Source organism: Taklimakanibacter deserti (genome assembly GCA_003574785.1).
The window spans coordinates 372954-389913 of the sequence record QORU01000003.1 but is presented as its reverse complement, the minus strand read 5'-3'; the positions used below and the strand labels follow the sequence as shown (position 1 = coordinate 389913).

Genomic DNA, 16960 nt, shown 5'->3' with positions numbered 1-16960 from the left:
CCGCAAATGAAACAGGTCTTCCGTATCTTTCTGTCGGCCGAGGGAACCAGACCCTGGGCCGTGTTGCTCTGCTTGCTTCTTTCCGGCTTCGCCGAGGCGATCAGTATTACCGCACTTCTGCCGACGATCCAGTCGATTGCCAGCGGTGGGATGACAACCGGTGCAGGCTCGCCCGCCATGGCGTTCATCCACAATTTCCTGGCGGGCCTCGGCATCACCCCCAATTTGCCCAATCTCATCCTGGTGGTCGTGATCTTCTTCTCCCTGAAGACTCTGCTGTCCTTCGTTGCTCTATCTTACGCCGGCGTTGCGATCGCGCGCGTTTCGACGGCTCTGCGACGCAGGCTCATCCAGGCCTTGTTCGGCGCGCGCTGGCGTTTCTATACGCAGATGCCGCCCGGGCGTGTCGCCAATATCATGAGCGGTGACGCCGCCAATGCCGGCATGGCCTATCTCGTCGCCGCCCAGATCATGGCGTTTTCCATCCAGGGCGTCATTTACGGCATCGTCGCCTTCCTGGTCGATTGGCGGCTCGCTTTGCTCGGCATCGGCGTCGGCCTGGCGATTGCCGCATGCCTCAACTCGCTGGTGACGGTCGCCCAGCGCGCCGGCTACAAGCGCGCCGACCGCACCGCCGATCTCACGATCTTCATCACCGACATGATGAGCAACATCAAGCCGCTGAAGACGATGGATCGTTACAACCGGCTGGTCGCCCAGATGGGCCTGATCCTCAAACGCCTGCGCCGAGCCCTGGTCACGCGCGAGGTCGCCCGTCAAGGCCTCACCCAGGGAAGCGAGCTCCTGATCACCTTGACGCTCGGTCTCGGCGTCTATCTGGCGGTCACTGTTGCCAATGTATCCTTGGCCGCGCTCGTTGTGCTCGGAATCGTCTTCTTTCAGGTGGTTTCGATCATCAGCAAGCTGCAGAAGCTCCTGCAGCAGGCGGCGGAATACGAGGGCGCCTATGTCCGCACCGAACAGCTCATCGAACAAGCGAATGCGCAGCGCGAAATCAACACCGGCACGCGTGCTCCGGTGCTGGACAAGGAATGCCGTTTCGCGAACGTCACCTTCGCGCATGAGAAGACCCCGATCGTCAGGAATGTGAGCTTTGCGATCGAGAAGGGTTCGATCACGGTGCTGCAGGGCCAATCGGGGGCGGGCAAGACGACATTGATCGATCTGCTCACCGGCCTGCATACGCCCGACAAGGGGGTCATCACGCTGGATGGCGTTCCGCTTGCCGATATCGACATCAAGCAGTGGCGGCAGGCGATCGGCTATGTGCCGCAGGAGCTCAACCTGCTGCATATGACGATCAGGGACAATCTCGTCCTGGGTGATGAGCAGGTGAGCGATAAGGACATAGAGGAAGCGCTCGACCAGGCCGGAGCGCGTGAATTCATCATGGCCATGCCCAACGGCCTCGATACCGAGGTCGGCGCCATGGGATCGAAATTGTCCGGCGGCCAGCGCCAGCGCATCGCCCTGGCGCGCGCTTTGGTGACCAAGCCCAAGCTCCTCGTCCTCGACGAAGTGACGAGCGCGCTCGACCCCGAGACCGAGGCCGCCATTTGCGAGAAAATAATCGAGCTGCAAGGTCGATACACCATCATCGCCATCACCCATCGGCCGATCTGGGCGGAGATCGCGACCGATCTCTACAAGGTCGAGCGCGGCCATCTCATCAAGGTCGACAGGAAGGTCGGAGCCGCATGAGCCTGAGGGTGGTCGAGGCGGCTGGCAAGGCGGACAGGAGCGCCTTTCTGCGCGTGCCCCACCTGGTTTTCGCTCACGATCCGAACTGGGTGGCGCCGCTCGACCTCGAGCGCAAGGAGCATATCGATCCTGCCAAGAATCCCTACTTCCGGCATTCCGAGGTCCAGCTCTTCGTTGCCTATGACAATGACAAGCCGGTCGGCCGGATCTCGGCGCAAAGGGACCGGCTGCGCCTCGAGCATCATCCCGATGGCCACGGCCAGTTCGGTTTCCTCGATGCGGTGGATGATCCGAAAGTCTTCGCGAGCCTCCTCGCCGCCGCCGAAGCGTGGCTGCGCCGGAAGGACCTCGGGGCGGTGCGCGGCCCGTTCAACTTCTCGATCAATGACGAGATGGGCCTCCTCGTTTCCGGCTTCGAAACACCGCCGTCGATGATGATGGGGCACGCCTTGCCCTATTATGCCCGGCATCTCGAAGACCTCGGCTATACCAAGGCGAAAGACGTCTTCGCCTATGACTATGACGGTCTCAAGCCGTTGCCGCGCGCCATGCAGGCCATGGTCGACAAGATCAAGACCTCGGGCGATGTCGCGATCAGGCCGTTGAGCAAGAAGAACCTCGACCGCGACATCAACATCATCATCGACATCTTCAATGACGCCTGGTCCGAGAATTGGGACTTCGTACCGATGACCCATGAGGAGATCGCGGCGCTGGGAAAAAACTTGAAGCTGCTGGTGAGCGACGAATACATCGCCATTGCGAGCTACAAGGGCGAGCCCGCCGCAATGGCGGTCAGCCTTCCCAATCTGAATGACTGGATCAGGGACCTCGACGGCAAGCTCCTGCCTTTCGGATGGGCCAGGCTCGCCTGGCGGCTCCTGGCGCGGCCGCCACGCTCGGTGCGCATGCCGCTGATGGGCGTGCGCCGGAAGCATCATGGCACGCCCTTGGGCTCGGCGCTCGCCCTCGCCGTCATCGATGCGGTCAGGTCCTATCATCTCGGCCGCGGCACGAAGCATGCCGAATTGTCGTGGATCCTGGAAGACAACATGCCGATGCGCCGCATGATCCAGGCGCTGGGCGGGACCGAATACAAGACCTATCGCATCTACGAGAAAAGACTCACGTGACGGCGCCCGGCTGGAATGTGCTCGTTCTCGCCGCCGGTCGCGGGCCGGACGATCCCATGGCGAAGGCCTATGGCGTCACGCATAAATGCCTGGTCGAGGTCGGCGGCGAGCCGATGCTCAAACGGGTCATCAGCACCCTGCTTTCGTCTTCCGGAATCGCCTCGATCACCGTTTCGATCGAAAACCGGAAGCTCCTCGACGAAGCGCTGGGGCCCCTGTCGGCGAAGGTCGCATTCCTCGCTTCGGGCGAGAGCGCGGCGCGCTCGGCCCTCTCGGCGCTGCCGGAAAACGCCGCGTTTCCTTGGGCCATCACCACCGGCGATCATCCCCTCCTGACCGCGGAGATGCTGCAGTATTTCCTGGCCGAAGCGGCAACGTCGGGCGCCGATCTCGCAGCCGGTCTCGCCCGCGCCGAGACGATATTGGCGCGCTTCCCCGACGCCAAGCGGACCTATCTCAAATTCGGGCCCGATCGCGTCTCGGGCTGCAATCTCTTCGCGTTGACATCGCCCCGCGCCCGCAAGGCGCTCGCCTTCTGGCACGATCTGGAAAAGCTGCGCAAACAGCCCTGGCGGCTGGTCGGCGCTTTCGGCCCCGTGGCGCTGCTGCGCTTCCTCACCGGTGCCCTGACGCTCGACAGCGCTTTTGCGCTCGCCTCGCGCCGCCTCGATCTCACCGCCCGCCCGGTGCTCATGCCCTTCGCGGAAGCGGCCGTCGATGTCGACAAGCCTGAAGACAAAGAACTCGCGGAAAGAGTTTTGCGCGCGAGAAGCGCATGATCCGGAAAAGTGGATACCGGTTTTCCGAAAAGATCATGCGCAGAACAAAGACTCTACCAGCTTGAGACGAGCTGGCGCGCCTGCTGCAGATCGACGGGAAAATCGACCTCGCACCATTGGATGCCGTCGAGCGCCACCGTGTGGACCGGGATGCGTTTCGCCAGCATGCCGACCGCGGCGGGGAACCATTGTTTGAGGCCCGAGGGCTCGCGCATGGCGCGGTCCAGCGTTTCGACATAGGCCTTGGCCCCTTCCGCGCGGAACACATAGAAGCCGATGGCCTCGGCATTGACGGTCTCCGACGGCAGGGTCTTGCCGATCTCGGTCAGCCTCTCGCCATCCATCATCACTTTCATGTCGTCGGCGTCATAATTGGGCTTGTGATTGATGGCGACGGTGACGGGTGCCGGTGGTGCTTCGAGCAGGACCTTCACCAGATCCGCCTTGAACAGGTTGTCGCCATTGACCTGGATGAACTCGCCCTTCATCTCCTGGCGCGCCATCCAGCAACTGGCGAGGTTGTCGGCAACGCCGTAGAACGGATTGAAGATGGTCTTGATGCTGATGCGCTTTTCGCGCGCGATCTGGGACAAGGCCTCTTCCATGCGTCCCGCCCCATAGCCCGTCACGACGACGAATTCGCCGACGCCGCAGCTCGCGAAGGCATCGATCTGACGCCCGATGAGCGAACGCCCGCCGATATCCAGGAGCGCCTTGGGGACTTCGGCAGTGAGCGGCAAGAGGCGCTTGCCCTGCCCTGCTCCAAGAATGACGACTTTCACGATGCTTGAACTCGCTGATCACCCCGCCCCCGCTTTGTTCGAATCAAAAGGATTCGACCAAAACCCGAAAGGCTCTAAAACGGCGGACCTCAATTCGCACCCGATTCTCCGGAAGTCAACGAGACTGTCTTAATCCCTTATGTTCACCCTGGCTCACCTTTCCGACGTCCATATCGGCCCTTTGCCCAGGGCCGAATCATGGCGCGACTATCTGGGGAAACGGGCGCTGGGGAAGATCAGCTGGCATCGCCGGCGGCGTTTCCTGCATGATCCCGTGATCGCCATGGCGATGATCTCCGACATCAAGGCCCAATCGCCTGATCACGTGGCGCTGACCGGGGACCTCATCAACATCGCGCTCCGTCAGGAATTCGTGGCGGCAGCCCAGTGGCTCAAGGCTTTCGGCCCGGCCGATTGGATAACGCTGGTGCCCGGCAATCATGACGCCTATCGCCCCTTTCCCTGGGCCGAGGGCGCCGGCCTCTGGTCCGACTACATGACCGGGGACATCAAGCTCGCATCGGCGCGCGATCCCGTGGATCCGGACGCGCTCTTCCCCTTCGTCCGCCAGCGCCGCAACATCGCCCTGATCGGCCTCTCGAGCGCCGTGCCGCAATCGCTTTTCCGCGCCGGCGGCCGTGTGGGGCAGGATCAGCTCGACCGTCTGGGCCCGATCCTTCAGGATTTGCGCCAGCGCGGCTTCTATCGCGTGATCCTGATTCACCATCCGCCGGTCCCGGGCCTGACGCCGAGACGCCGGGCGCTCGACGACGACAAGGACCTGAAGCGGATCATCGAGGAGCACGGCGCCGATCTGGTCCTTTATGGCCACAATCACCGGCATGGGCGCTCGGCCCTCAAGACGCCTTTCGGCACCGCCCATCTCATGGGGGCGCCCTCGGCGACCTCCCCCGGCTTTGCCACCTACGATGCCGCCGCCTGGTACCTATATAAGATCCGCCGGCAGGACGGCGCCTGGACGACGAGCGTCACGGTGCGCCGGTGGGACGGCAAGCAGGGTTCTTTTGTAGCCGATCCTGCCTATACGCTGTAGAAAACGGGAAATCGCTATATCATTACGTAAGGGAATGTTACAAATTATGTCGAATGCCACGCTCGTCAAATTTGGCCTTCCCGAGACCCTGATCGCAGACTACAAGCACTGGGTTGTTCTGCTGCGACCGGCGCAGGTCACCCTTGGATCCTTGATCCTGGGAGCCAAGGGAGACTGGACGGCCTTCTCCCAAATTCCGCCGCAAGCCTTTGCGGAATTGGCCCATGTAACGCATTGCATCGAGACCGGTCTGAGGAACTTCAGTGCCTATGACAAGATCAATTATCTGATGCTCATGATGGTCGACCCGCACGTGCATTTCCACATCATCCCGCGCTATGCGCAACCGCCGCGTTTCGAGGCGGCGGAGTTCCCCGATGCCGGCTGGCCCGGGCAGCCCAGTCTCGCTCAGGCCACGACCTTGCCCGCCGAGGCCCAAGTGAGGCTGCGCGATGCCATTCGTCATCACTGGCCGAAAGGCTGAAGCACCGTGTTTCGTATCGTAGACCGCTATGTGCTGAGCCAGCTCGCCAAGCCGCTGATGATATCGATCACCATCGGCCTCCTCGTGCTGCTGGCGGAGCGGATGGTGCGCCTTCTCGACACGACGCTGGGCAAGAAGAACTCCTTCGGCGTCGTCTTCGAGATGCTGGCCTATCTTGTGCCGCATTATCTGGGCCTCGCCATCCCGGCCGCGCTCTTTCTCGGTCTCTTGTACAGTTTCAACAAGATGTCGCGCGACAGCGAGATCGACGCCTTCCTCGCCTCGGGGATCGGACTCCATCGCCTGGCCCAGCCGGTGGCGATCCTGTCGCTCATCCTCGCCGCTTTGTCCATCCTCATCGTCGGCTGGCTGCAACCGCATGGCCGCTACGCATATCGCGCCGTGGTCTTCAATGTGGAGAATGTCGATGTCTTCTATCTCGCCGAGGAAGGCATCTTCATGCAGGCGCGCTCCCGCACCTTCATCCTTGACAAGCTCAACCGCTCCGCCGGGTCTTTCGAGCGTATTTTCCTCTTCGACAACCGCGGCGACGGCGGCCTCGAGACGGTGACCGCGGCGACGGGCCGGCTGATCCAGAACACCAATACGCCGTTGCCGGTATTGCGCCTCGAGAACGGCCACCGCCTGCAGATCGATCGCGCGCCGGACCCAGGTTCCAGCCAGCCGCCGCCCGCATCGACGGTCAGCACTTTCGACATAGCCGACACCCCTCTCGGGCAGGTCGCCGACAAGACCTTCAGGCCGCGCGGCGACGATGAACGGGAGCTGACGCTGCCCGAGCTCATCCTCCAGCAGGATCATCCGCCGCAAGGGGCGACACCCGACGAGATGCGCGCCGAACTGCACAAGCGGCTGGTCACCATACTCACCTTGCCGATGCTGCCATTCCTGGCGGTGCCTTTCGCTCTCGGCCGGCGCCGCAACCAGCGCAACTATCGCTTCGGCATCGCCCTCGTGCTGCTCGTCGCCTTGAACGAGATCATCGAGCAGGGTGCGATCACCACCCAGGCGCATGGCACATCGCCCTGGCTCACCATGTGGCTGCCCTTCCTGATCTTTACCGCCTATGCCGCCTGGCGGTTCTGGACGACCGCCTTCACGCTCAAGGCCGACGGGCTCGACGGTTTCATCGACCGCATCGCCAACGTCCTGCGGCAGTTCTTCCGCCGCATCGCGGTGCGCATCCTGCACGGAGATCCGGCATGAAGATCCTCGGCTGGATGCTGACGCGTATGCTGTTCATACGCTTCATCTTCATCCTCGTCGGCATTTCCATTTTCGTGATCACGCTCGAGATCGTCACCTATGCGCCGGAAATCCTGGCGCTGCGCAACGGCGATCCCAATGTCGTTTTCTCCTATTTCCTGATGCGGGCACCCGCCACGCTCGCGACCTTCCTGCCGATCAGCGTGCTGATCGCGCTGCTTCTCGTCCTGATGGAGCTCAGCTATCGCAACGAGATGCCGGCCATCTGGTCGGCCGGCCTCTCGCCCTTCCGCATCGTGCTCATGCTTCTGCCTTTCGCCATTTTCGCCGGCGGCCTGCACTTCCTGCTCAACGACCAGGCCGTGCCGCGGGCGGCACCGGTCTTGCGTGAATGGGGCATCGGCGATTACGGCGAGAAGAAGCTTAAGGTGGGAGGCAAGCGCGATCCCATATGGATGCGCGCCGGCCGCGACATCCTGCGCGCCGGGGGCGCCAATGCGCAAGCCACCAAGCTCGATGACGTCATCATCTTCCGGCGCGACGAGAACGGCCTGTTGCGCGAGCAGATCATGGCCAAGACCGCCGTGCTCAGCCAGGACCGCTGGCACTTGTCGAATGTGCTGGTCTATTACCGCGACAATCTTCCCCCGAACCGGCTCGACCAGATGATCTACTCGGGCTCCTTCCGCCCGGCCGCGGCCGGCGCCCGCTCGGGCGATCCGGAAGAGATGAGCATGAACGACCTCGGCTATTTCATCGAGAATTCCGGCTTCGGCATCAGGCCCACCTGGGTCTATCAGACCTGGTGGCACAAACGGCTGACCTTGTTCGTCACTGCTCTCGCTATGATCGCGCTCTGCATCCCGCTCGCCGTGCGCTTCCGTCGCGGCGGCGGCATCGGCGTGATGTTTGCCGTCGGCATCGGCTTCGGCTTCCTGTTCTTCATCGTCGACGGCATATCGGTCACCATGGGCGAGCTTGGCTTCGTTACACCATGGTTCGCCGCCTGGGCGCCGGTATTGGGCCTCGCCGCCGTCGCCGGCATTGTTTCCTTCCGCACCGAACACGTATGACGGCCGAGCAAGAGACGCAAGCAACCGCTTCCCAAGACGCGGCTTCCGAACCGGTGCCGGAGCGGACGCAAAGGCCCGTGCTCTGCTTCATTGGCGAAAGCGGCATCCGCCTGTGGGCGCTGACCCCGGTCGAGCGCCTGCGCCGGCAGTTCGCGCGCGAGAAGGTGACGGACGAGATCGCGCTCGATGCGGCGAGGCAGCACAATGGCCCGGTGATCTTCATCCGGGCGGACGCGGTGCTGGACCAGCCTTTGATCCCGATACTCGCGAAACCGTCCGGCCTTCTCCTCACCGGCGATGGCGCTGAAGGCTCCATGGCGCTCGCCGTCCAGGCTGAAGGCCGGCATGCCGAGGCGGTCGCCGACATCCTGGCGAATGGCCGCGAGCCATCGCCCGACCTGCACCTGTCAGCGCGCACCCCCGATGAGCTCGACGCCAGGTTCTGGAAGGCGCTGCGCAAGCGCGAGACGCCCTATGCCTTCAGGCTCAACCCCGCCAACCGGCATGAAGTCGAATGGCGCATGTTCATGGGAACCTACAAGGGCGCCACCGATCTCATCACCAAGCATCTATGGCCGAGGCCCGCTTTCATGGCGACCCGGTGGCTGGCGCCGCGCGGCATCACGCCCAACATGGTGACGCTCGTGGGCGCGGTGCTGGTGTTCCTCGCCTTCTGGCTCTTCCTCGAAGGCCATTTTGGCCTGGGTCTTGCAGCGGCGTGGCTCATGACCTTCCTCGATACCGTCGACGGCAAGCTGGCCCGCACCACGCTGACCTCCAGCAAGTGGGGGGATGTTTTCGATCACGGGCTCGATCTCGTGCACCCGCCCTTCTGGTATGTCGCCTGGGCCCTGGGCCTCGCCCAGGCAGGCCTCGCGCTCGACACCCGAACCTTCTGGATCGTGATCACGGCGATCCTCGGCGGCTATGTCCTGCAGCGGCTGATGGAGGGCATCGCCATCAAATGGCTCGGCCTTGAAATCCATATCTGGCGGAAGGTCGATACGCTGTTTCGCCAGATCACCGCCAGGCGCAATCCCAATCTCCTGATCCTGACCGTTTTCACCCTGGCGGGCCGTCCCGACTGGGGCCTCCTGGCGGTGGCCTGGTGGACCGTCATCTGCCTCGTGCTGCACGGCCTGCAACTCGGCCAGGCGCTGCTCGCCAGGCGCCAGGGCCCGCTCGAATCCTGGATGGCGAAGAGCTGATGACGCGCGGCCTCATCGTCAATCCCCAGTCCGGCAAGGCGAGCGGCAAAGGGCTCGAGCTCGCTTCCCTGCTCAAGAATGATACGCATGTCGTCGTCCGCATTCTCGACGATTTTTCCAGGCTCGGCGCGTTCCTGGAAGAGATGGCGGCGGCCCGGGTGAGCGAGCTCTTCATCAGCTCCGGTGACGGCACGGTCCAGGCCATCCAGACCGAGATCGCCGAGCGCTATGCGCCGGGTTTTGTCCCGCATCTCGCCTTGCTGCCGCATGGCACCACCAATATGACCGCCGCCGATCTCGGCTTCCGCAACCGCAATGTCAAAGTCCAGGCGGACTTCATCGCCAACCGGCAGCCGCGGATTCTGGCGAAGAGGCCGACCTTGCGGGTGGCCAATCCGAAGGACGGCAAGATCCGGCATGGCATGTTCCTCGGCACTGGCGCCATCTGGCAGGCGACCGTGTTCTGCCAGGATGCGGTTCACCGTGTCGGCCTCAAGGGCGACTTCGCGACTTTCGCGACGCTCGCCGCGGCAATCGCCAAATCCCTGTTCTCCCCCGCCAATCCCGCCGATCCGACGCGTATCGATCGCCCCTATGACATCACCCTTTTGCAGGGCGGTAAAACCGTGCTGGCCGACCAGCATCTGATGCTCTTGGCGACGACGCTCGACAAGCTCATTCTCGGCACGCGGCCCTTCTGGGGCGGCAAGGACGGGCCGATAAGGGTCTCCACCATCCCCTACCCGGTTCCCTCGATCGCCCGCTGGCTCCTGCCCCTGATGTATGGCGGCGAGGACCGGACCGTGCCGCAAGGCGCCAGGAGCCTCTCCGGCAGCAGCTTCGAGATCAAGACCAGGATACCCTTCGTCATCGACGGCGAATTCTTCGAAGCGCCGGACGACGCCCCCTTGCGGCTCGAAACCGGCCTCGAATTCACCTATGTTTGCGGCTGATGGTGAGCCAGACCGCTGAAATCGCAGCCCTTGTCGCCCGAAATCTTGATCGTCCGCTGTCGTCCGACATCCGGGCCATGGCTGCCCACATCCTGACGCGCCACAGTGGGGTTGCCGCGGTCCTCGCTTATGGCTCCTGCCTCAGGGACGTCAGCCCTGAGGAATCGCTGATCGATCTCTATGTCCTGACGGAACGCTCGAAAGATATTAGCGCCAACCGCCTGAGCCGCTTTCTCGCCGGCCTCGTGCCGCCCAATGTGTATTATGGGGAAACGCTCCATGATGGGCGGCTGTTGCGCGCCAAATACGCCGTCATGACGCTCGCCCAGTTTGCCGAGCGCATGAAACCTGAGACGTCCAACCCCTATTTCTGGGCCCGCTTCGCGCAGCCCGCGGCTCTCGTCCAGGTTGCGGGCGATAGCAACCGCGAACATGTGGTGAGTGCCATCGTCGATGCGGTCATCACCATGTATCGCGCAGCGCTCGCCTCGGCGCCGCAGGGGAGCGCTCCCGCCGACATCTGGGCGCGGGGCTTTGCCGAGACCTACCGCACCGAATTGCGCCCCGAGGCACCTGAGCGCGCCCGCGCGATTGTCGCCGCCAATGCGGACTTCTATGACGGCGTCGCCGGTCTCCTGGGCCGGTCGGACGTGCCGCCCGTGTCATGGCCGCAACGCCGCTGGAAGGGCAAGGCGCTCTCCATGGCCAGGCTCCTCAAGGCGGCGTTCACCTTCGAAGGCGGCGCCTCCTATGCGGCATGGAAGATCGAGCGGCACTCAGGCAGGAAAATCACGCTCTCGCCCTGGCAGCAGCGCCATCCCGTTTTCGCCGGCCTTTTGCTGCTGCCTCAGCTCTTGCGGCGCGGCGCCATTAAATAGCACTCAGCGTAATGAGTTGCGCTTTGGTGAAAAACCGACCTTCGATTGTTCGAGTTGCTTCAGGAACATTTCAGGGTTCTCGACAAACTTGAAAGCGGGTGATTTTTGTATTGCACGCAGAATGCCGTTCACTGACGGACGGATCAGATATCCATTCTCCATCAGGATCAACAGGCTGTTTTCCTCCGCAATTTTTACAATTGTCTGGATAAATCGCACCGCATTCATCCGCACATTCAATCCGGACGAGAATATCGACGATCCGGTCTTTTTCTCTCGTCACATCAACTCTATCCGACTCCGCGTGTCCGCATTGCTCGATATCCGGGCTCCACGATATCGCCCTGGGCAATATGCGATCGAATGACGAGCTGGCAATTCCCGGCAAAGGCAAGTCCAGCCACATGCTTTCGTGATCGATCGAGCCATTAGGAACCGTCAACGGAATACGCCCGTGGCGCCGCAAGACCCCCGCCTCGGGCACGAGATGGAATCGAACTGCCAGACAGCCATGGCTTCAGCGCTTCAAGGCGTGGATTCCCGCGAAGCTAAACCGCCTGCTTATAATGCCCTTGCGCCACCACTTCGCCGAAGAGCGTGATGATCCGGTCGATCTCCTCGAATGTATGCGCGGCCGAGACTGAGCAGCGGAGCAGGCACTGCTTGGCGGGCGTGCCCGGCGGCAGCGCGATATTGACATAGACGCCGGCCTTGAGGAGCGCGTTCCACATCGCGATCGTCGACACCTCGTCCGGGCAGTTCACCGCCACGACCGGGCTTACCGTGTCGCAGCCCAGCGTCAGGCCTAGCGCCTTGAAGCCGTTATGAAGGCGCGCCGAATTTTGCGCGAGGCGCTTGCGCCGCTCGGGCTCCGCCTTCAGCTTGCGCACCGCGGCGAGCGAGGTCGCGACCGTCGCCGGCGACGGCGAGGCGGTGAACATATAGGGCCTCGAGGCGTAGCGGATCATCTCGAACAGCGGATGGTTGCCGGCGCCGAAGCCGCCAATGGCGCCGATGCTCTTAGAGAAGGTGCCGACGATGAAATCGACATCGTCCTCTAGCCCCGCCTCATCCGCGAGGCCGCGGCCGTTCTCACCCAGCACGCCGAAGGAATGCGCTTCGTCGACCAGGAGCTGGAAGCCGTGCTTCTTCTTCACCTCGACGAAATCGGCCAGGGGGGCGCGGTCGCCGAGCATGGAATAGATGCCCTCGAGCACCACGAGCCTGCCGCCGTCGTCTTCGGCGCGCGCCAGGCGCTTGTCGAGATCGCTCGCGTCATTGTGGCGGAAGCGCACCAGCCTCGCCCCCGACAGCGTGCAGCCGTCATAGATCGATGAATGGGAATCGGCGTCGAGATAGATCGTATCCTTGGGCCCCGCAAGGCCCGCCAGCATGCCGAGATTGGCCTGGTAGCCGGTGGTGAACATGATGCAATGCTTGCGCTGGAGGAAGCTTGCGAGCTCGCGCTCGAGCTCGCGATGCATGGCATAGGAGCCGTTGGCGATGCGCGAGCCCGTCGTGCCGGTGCCGTAGAGCTCGAGCGCCTTTTGGCCCGCGGCGATGCAGTCGGGCTCGAAAGTGATGCCCATATAGTTGTTGGTGCCGGCGAGGATGGTTTCGCGCCCGGCAATGATGGCGCGGGTCGGCGACAATATGCGGTCGTTGGTGAGGCCCACGGCATTGACGCCCAAGGACAGCATGCGCTCGTGGCGCTCGGCGAGCGCCTTGTATTTCTCAAGCAGGTCGGTCATTGGGTTCCCCCCTTTGCCAGACGGTCCTCGACCACTTTCACGAGATCGGCGATCGATCGCGTCTCGGAAAGAACGTTGAGCGGAATGTCGATGTTGAAGTGATCTTCCACTTCCATGACGAAATCCATCACCGAGACGGAATCGATATTGAGGTCGCCCGAGATGTCGGTCTCGGGTTTGAGCGTGATCTTGGCCGTATTGAACGGCTCAAGCAGCTGACACAAGGTCATGAATGTGTCGGCGCTGGCGGTCATTTCGTCGTCTCTCCATAGGCCTTGGGTTGCCCGTTTCTATCGGCGCCGGCCTTGCCGGGCAACCACCCTTGCTCGCGATACCAGGCGATCGTGCGGCGAAAGCCTTCGGTGAAGTCGATGCAGTCCGGGGCCAGCGGCGGCGTCGGACGGGCCACCCAATCGGGATGATAGAGCTCGCGCACCTTTCCGGGCGTCAACGGCACGCGAAGCTTGAGCGCCGATCCGATCAGCGCCACCGGCCAGGCCAGGCTTTCGAGCAACCATTTGGGCACATAGACCGCTCTCGCCTCACGGCCCTCGCTTTGCGCGGCCATCTTGAGGAGATCGGGCCAGCCATAGGCTTGCGGCCTGCCGTCATCGATCTCGATAAGGCCTTGCGCGTCGTCGGCGAGCCGCGCCATCAGATATTTCGTGAGGTCGTCGACATAGAGCAGCGAGAAGCGAAGCCGCGCCGTGCCGGGAATGAAGGCGGTGCGGCGGGTGAACTGGGCGAGAAGCGGCAGCGTGGCGCGATCGCCCGGCCCATAGACGACGGGCGGCCTGATGACCAGTAGGCCCTTGGGCTTGAGCGCCAGGAGCGCCTCCTCGGCGGCACGCTTGCTGGCGCCATAGTCCGAGATTTCGGGCTCGCGCGCGGCGAGGCTCGACACATGGATGAAGCGCTGAACGCCGGCAACCATCGCTGCTTTGGCGATCTTCTCGGTGCCGCGCGTGTTGACGGCGAAGAAGGCTTCGCGGTCGGGGCCTGAGATGGCGCCGGCCAGATGGATGACGGCCGATGCGCCGCCGACCAGCTGCTTGAGCGCCCCTTCATCGTCGAGCGTGCCGATGACCGTCTCGGCCGAGCCGAAGCCGCAATCATAAGGTCCCTGGCGGACCAGCAGGCGCAGTGTGAAGCCCGCTTCGGCCAGGGCCTTGGTGAGATGCCGGCCGACAAATCCGGTGCTTCCCGTGAGTGCTATTGGCCCCTTCATCGGCCCGTAGCCAAATGAAGTTTGGAGCATCGGACCGAAAAGTGCGAAGCGGTTTTCGGATAATCCGATGCGCAAAAGAAAGACATGGAGCGCCGAGGCGGTTCCATGAGACCGCTCGGCGCTCTATTGGGCGGCTTCGAGCCGCACCTCGGACTGCTGCGGCAGGTGAGCCAGCGGCGAGATTTCGGTGATCGCGCCCGCGAGATAGCCGTCCTTGGCTTGGGCGCGGGAAAGCTTGCCCGACGATGTGAAGGGCAGGCTCTTGGGCGGCACCAGCACGATGGTGCAATCGACCCCCGCCGTCTGATGCACGATGGCGGCGATCTTGCGCCGGAGCTCTTCCATTTCCGCGGGGTCCGTCGGGCGGCAATGCACCAGCACGACGACGTGGTCATCGCTATCCGGGCCTTCGACCGCGAAAGCGGCGGCATCGCCGCTGCGCAAGGGCTCGACCTGCTCGGCCGCCCATTCGATGTCCTGCGGCCAGATATTGCGGCCGTTATGCAGGATGAGATCCTTGGCACGGCCGGTGATGACAAGCTCGTCTTCGAGCCAGTAACCCATATCGCCCGTGTCCATGAAGCCGTCGGCGGTCATGATCGCCTGCGTGGCGTCGGTATTCTCGAAATAGCCGGCCATCAGGCTCGGGCCCTTGAACAGGATATGACCGATCTCGCGCTCGCCCAGCGTCTCGCCGGCATCGCTGCGGATGACGACCTCATGGCCGGCGATCGGCTTGCCGCACACGACGAAGCTGCGCACCAGCTCCGGGCTCGCTTTGAGCTCGTCGCTCGCCGGCACCGCGCGCTGCGCGAGCTTGTAGTGCAGGCGATCGACGGTATCGATCTTCACCGGCTTGGTCAGGTCGGCGAAGGTGATGGCGAGCGTCGATTCGGCCATGCCGTAGCTCGGCGTGAAGGCGCGTGCGTCGAAGCCCGCGACGGAAAGCTTCTCGGAAAAGAGATTGAGCACATCGGCGCGCACCATGTCGCCGCCGATGCCGGCGACCCGCCAGGCCGACAGATCCAATGTCTTCGCTTCGCCATTGATGCGGCGCGCGGCGAGGTCGAAGCCGAAGGACGGCGAATAGGCGATGGTGCAGCGGTTCTCCGACATGAGCTTGAGCCACAGCGCCGGGCGGCGGGCGAAGGACGGCGTCGAGAGATAATCGACCGTGACCTGCCCCATCATCGGCGACAGGCAGAAGCCGACGAGCCCCATGTCGTGATAGAGCGGCAGCCAGGAGAAGGCGCGATCGTCATTGGTGACGCCGAGGCCGTCGCGCAGGATGCCGCGGGTATTGGCGACGACCGCCTTCTGGGTGATCAGCACGCCTTTCGGGCTCGAGGTCGAGCCCGAGGAATATTGGATATAGGCGACGTCGTCGACCTCGAAGGGCCTGAGCTTCTCGATGCTTTCCGGCTGCGCCTGGAGCTCGTCGAAGGTCATGACGATCGCCGTGCCGGCAATTTCCGCCGCCTCGCCAATATGGGAAGCGAGATCGAAAGGTCCGATGACCGAGCTGGCCTTGGCCGTCTTCAGCATGCCGGCGATACGCGCGACATAGGCATCGCGACCACCGATATACATCGAATAGGGCATCGGGCACGGCACGAGGCCGGCATACTGGCAGCCGAAGAACACCGCCATGAAGTCCGGGCTGGTTTCCGCGACGACCGCCACGCGCTCACCGCGCTTGAGGCCGGTGGCCAGAAGCTTGCGCGCCGTCTGGAGCGCCCTGAGGCGCAGCTCGCGATAGGTCAGCACATGCTCGAGCTGGCCGCGCGGTGAATAGAAATTGAAGCCGGTGACGCCCCTTGCCGCATAGTCGAGACCCGCGGTCAGAGTGGCAAACCCACCGAGCACTTTTGCCAGCACTGGATTGCGATGTGGGGTAGGCTTCGGGCCAAAATCGCTTTCACCCGGCCTCAAACCGCCCTTGACTACCGTTCCGTGCAAATCCCAACCTCTTGATTTTACTAAAGTTTCGGAAACCATATCCCTGGATGGACAAGATTCGCCGAACTCCCCTGTTGCCTAGCTAACAGCGTTGGCCGGGAAGCATAAAATCAAAAGGTATTTCAGAATATAACGAGGCCTGTTGGCCGTTAACCACTCAGCCGGGAAATCAGGATTCCCACGACGAAAAGGGCGAGCACGCCGATGGTGAATCCGGACAGCCAGGCGAGGACGAGGGCGCCGGTCGAATAGCCGATGAGCTTGGGTCGTGCGGCCGCAACCGCGGTCTTCTCGCGCTCGCGGGCGATCAGGCGATGGGCGATATGCTGCTTCACCCTGTCGATCATCTCCCCCCGATCGGCGGTCTCGAGCAGCGTCTGGCGCCCTCCCGGGCCGTCCTGGACGAGCCGATAGGTGCGCGGATCGGGCGCCATGACGATCGAGGTGATGAGGTCGATCCACAGGCGCGGCGGATCGCCCGGCACCAGCGCCAGATCGACGAAGGCCGCGGCCTCGGTGTTGGCCAGGATGGCCGGCGCGAGTTCGTCCTTCAGGACCTGGAGTCGCAGCGTCTGGGCGTCCCTGATATCGAGAACGGCCTCGAAATGGGCAGCTTCGGCCAAGCGGGCTTGACGAAGCGCTCCGCTTAAGCCCTGATCTCCCGGCACTCTTGTCGACAAGGGGGAAACCACTAAAAAAAACTCCCGGACTATGAACAAACTGTGCCAA

At 63.1% G+C, this 16960-nt stretch carries 17 protein-coding genes; 10 read left to right on the top strand and 7 right to left on the bottom strand.

Going from position 1 to position 16960, the window contains the following annotated elements:
- The first annotated feature begins 6 nt into the window (after positions 1–6).
- Genes DS839_RS08010 through DS839_RS08000 form a run of 3 tightly spaced genes read left to right on the top strand, consistent with a single transcriptional unit; the run spans position 7 to position 3634 of the window.
- Complete coding sequence (locus DS839_RS08010) at positions 7–1722, top strand: ABC transporter ATP-binding protein (protein WP_119269766.1); 1716 nt, start codon at positions 7–9, stop codon at positions 1720–1722.
- On the top strand, positions 1719–2855 hold the full coding sequence (locus DS839_RS08005; protein WP_119269765.1) for a hypothetical protein: 1137 nt from the start codon (positions 1719–1721) through the stop codon (positions 2853–2855). Before DS839_RS08010 ends, DS839_RS08005 begins: the two co-directional genes overlap by 4 nt.
- Entirely contained in the window at positions 2852–3634 is a 783-nt protein-coding gene (locus DS839_RS08000; protein WP_119269764.1) for a nucleotidyltransferase family protein, read from the top strand. Before DS839_RS08005 ends, DS839_RS08000 begins: the two co-directional genes overlap by 4 nt.
- A gap of 53 nt (positions 3635–3687) precedes the next feature.
- On the opposite strand, the gene DS839_RS07995 is transcribed toward DS839_RS08000, so the two are convergent.
- The gene (locus tag DS839_RS07995) at positions 3688–4416 is read right to left on the bottom strand and encodes a phosphocholine cytidylyltransferase family protein (protein WP_162918376.1); all 729 of its coding nucleotides are present in this window, start codon (positions 4414–4416) and stop codon (positions 3688–3690) included.
- Between the two features lie 139 nt (positions 4417–4555).
- Between DS839_RS07995 and DS839_RS07990 the strand changes: the two genes are divergently transcribed.
- The 7 genes from DS839_RS07990 (at position 4556) to DS839_RS07960 (ending at position 11293) form a co-directional block, all read left to right on the top strand.
- Positions 4556–5470, top strand: a complete 915-nt coding sequence (locus DS839_RS07990; RefSeq protein ID WP_119269762.1) for a metallophosphoesterase family protein — start codon at positions 4556–4558, stop codon at positions 5468–5470.
- A gap of 46 nt (positions 5471–5516) precedes the next feature.
- Positions 5517–5954: an HIT family protein gene (locus DS839_RS07985; RefSeq protein ID WP_119269761.1), complete on the top strand. Its 438-nt coding sequence runs from the start codon at positions 5517–5519 to the stop codon at positions 5952–5954.
- A 6-nt stretch (positions 5955–5960) separates the two neighbouring features.
- Positions 5961–7181, top strand: a complete 1221-nt coding sequence (locus DS839_RS07980) for an LptF/LptG family permease (RefSeq protein WP_119269760.1) — start codon at positions 5961–5963, stop codon at positions 7179–7181.
- The gene (locus DS839_RS07975; RefSeq protein ID WP_119269759.1) at positions 7178–8254 is read left to right on the top strand and encodes an LptF/LptG family permease; all 1077 of its coding nucleotides are present in this window, start codon (positions 7178–7180) and stop codon (positions 8252–8254) included. Before DS839_RS07980 ends, DS839_RS07975 begins: the two co-directional genes overlap by 4 nt.
- Positions 8251–9462, top strand: coding sequence for a CDP-alcohol phosphatidyltransferase family protein (locus tag DS839_RS07970; RefSeq protein WP_119269758.1), 1212 nt, complete (start codon positions 8251–8253; stop codon positions 9460–9462). Before DS839_RS07975 ends, DS839_RS07970 begins: the two co-directional genes overlap by 4 nt.
- Positions 9462–10415, top strand: a complete 954-nt coding sequence (locus DS839_RS07965; protein ID WP_119269757.1) for a diacylglycerol kinase family protein — start codon at positions 9462–9464, stop codon at positions 10413–10415. The genes DS839_RS07970 and DS839_RS07965 overlap by 1 nt, the downstream gene beginning before the upstream one ends.
- 77 nt (positions 10416–10492) lie before the next feature.
- Complete coding sequence (locus DS839_RS07960; RefSeq protein ID WP_162918375.1) at positions 10493–11293, top strand: hypothetical protein; 801 nt, start codon at positions 10493–10495, stop codon at positions 11291–11293.
- A 3-nt stretch (positions 11294–11296) separates the two neighbouring features.
- Here DS839_RS07960 and DS839_RS07955 read toward each other — a convergent pair whose 3' ends face one another.
- The 6 genes from DS839_RS07955 to DS839_RS07930 form a co-directional block, all read right to left on the bottom strand.
- Positions 11297–11521: a hypothetical protein gene (locus DS839_RS07955; protein WP_119269755.1), complete on the bottom strand. Its 225-nt coding sequence runs from the start codon at positions 11519–11521 to the stop codon at positions 11297–11299.
- Positions 11522–11841: 320 nt separating this feature from the next.
- A complete protein-coding gene (gene spt / locus DS839_RS07950; RefSeq protein ID WP_119269754.1) occupies positions 11842–13044 on the bottom strand; it encodes a serine palmitoyltransferase in 1203 nt (400 codons plus the stop codon).
- On the bottom strand, positions 13041–13298 hold the full coding sequence (locus tag DS839_RS07945) for an acyl carrier protein (RefSeq protein WP_119269753.1): 258 nt from the start codon (positions 13296–13298) through the stop codon (positions 13041–13043). Before DS839_RS07945 ends, spt begins: the two co-directional genes overlap by 4 nt.
- Positions 13295–14272: an NAD-dependent epimerase/dehydratase family protein gene (locus DS839_RS07940; RefSeq protein WP_162918374.1), complete on the bottom strand. Its 978-nt coding sequence runs from the start codon at positions 14270–14272 to the stop codon at positions 13295–13297. The genes DS839_RS07945 and DS839_RS07940 overlap by 4 nt, the downstream gene beginning before the upstream one ends.
- A 123-nt stretch (positions 14273–14395) precedes the next feature.
- Entirely contained in the window at positions 14396–16138 is a 1743-nt protein-coding gene (locus tag DS839_RS07935) for a fatty acyl-AMP ligase (RefSeq protein WP_368911336.1), read from the bottom strand.
- A gap of 242 nt (positions 16139–16380) precedes the next feature.
- Positions 16381–16854 (bottom strand): hypothetical protein, encoded by a 474-nt coding sequence (locus DS839_RS07930; RefSeq protein ID WP_119269750.1) that lies wholly within the window; start codon positions 16852–16854, stop codon positions 16381–16383.
- Positions 16855–16960 lie beyond the last annotated feature (106 nt).

Bases quoted from the DNA above. Each gene is read 5' to 3' on its own strand.
- DS839_RS07955 (WP_119269755.1), bottom strand. From the start codon at position 11,521: ATGAATGCGGTGCGATTTATCCAGACAATTGTAAAAATTGCGGAGGAA.
- spt (WP_119269754.1), bottom strand. From the start codon at position 13,044: ATGACCGACCTGCTTGAGAAATACAAGGCGCTCGCCGAGCGCCACGAG.
- DS839_RS07965 (WP_119269757.1), top strand. From the start codon at position 9,462: ATGACGCGCGGCCTCATCGTCAATCCCCAGTCCGGCAAGGCGAGCGGC.
- DS839_RS08010 (WP_119269766.1), top strand. From the start codon at position 7: ATGAAACAGGTCTTCCGTATCTTTCTGTCGGCCGAGGGAACCAGACCC.
- DS839_RS07970 (WP_119269758.1), top strand. From the start codon at position 8,251: ATGACGGCCGAGCAAGAGACGCAAGCAACCGCTTCCCAAGACGCGGCT.
- DS839_RS07975 (WP_119269759.1), top strand. From the start codon at position 7,178: ATGAAGATCCTCGGCTGGATGCTGACGCGTATGCTGTTCATACGCTTC.
- DS839_RS07960 (WP_162918375.1), top strand. From the start codon at position 10,493: ATGGCTGCCCACATCCTGACGCGCCACAGTGGGGTTGCCGCGGTCCTC.
- DS839_RS07940 (WP_162918374.1), bottom strand. From the start codon at position 14,272: ATGAAGGGGCCAATAGCACTCACGGGAAGCACCGGATTTGTCGGCCGG.
- DS839_RS07990 (WP_119269762.1), top strand. From the start codon at position 4,556: ATGTTCACCCTGGCTCACCTTTCCGACGTCCATATCGGCCCTTTGCCC.
- DS839_RS07945 (WP_119269753.1), bottom strand. From the start codon at position 13,298: ATGACCGCCAGCGCCGACACATTCATGACCTTGTGTCAGCTGCTTGAG.
- DS839_RS07985 (WP_119269761.1), top strand. From the start codon at position 5,517: ATGTCGAATGCCACGCTCGTCAAATTTGGCCTTCCCGAGACCCTGATC.
- DS839_RS08005 (WP_119269765.1), top strand. From the start codon at position 1,719: ATGAGCCTGAGGGTGGTCGAGGCGGCTGGCAAGGCGGACAGGAGCGCC.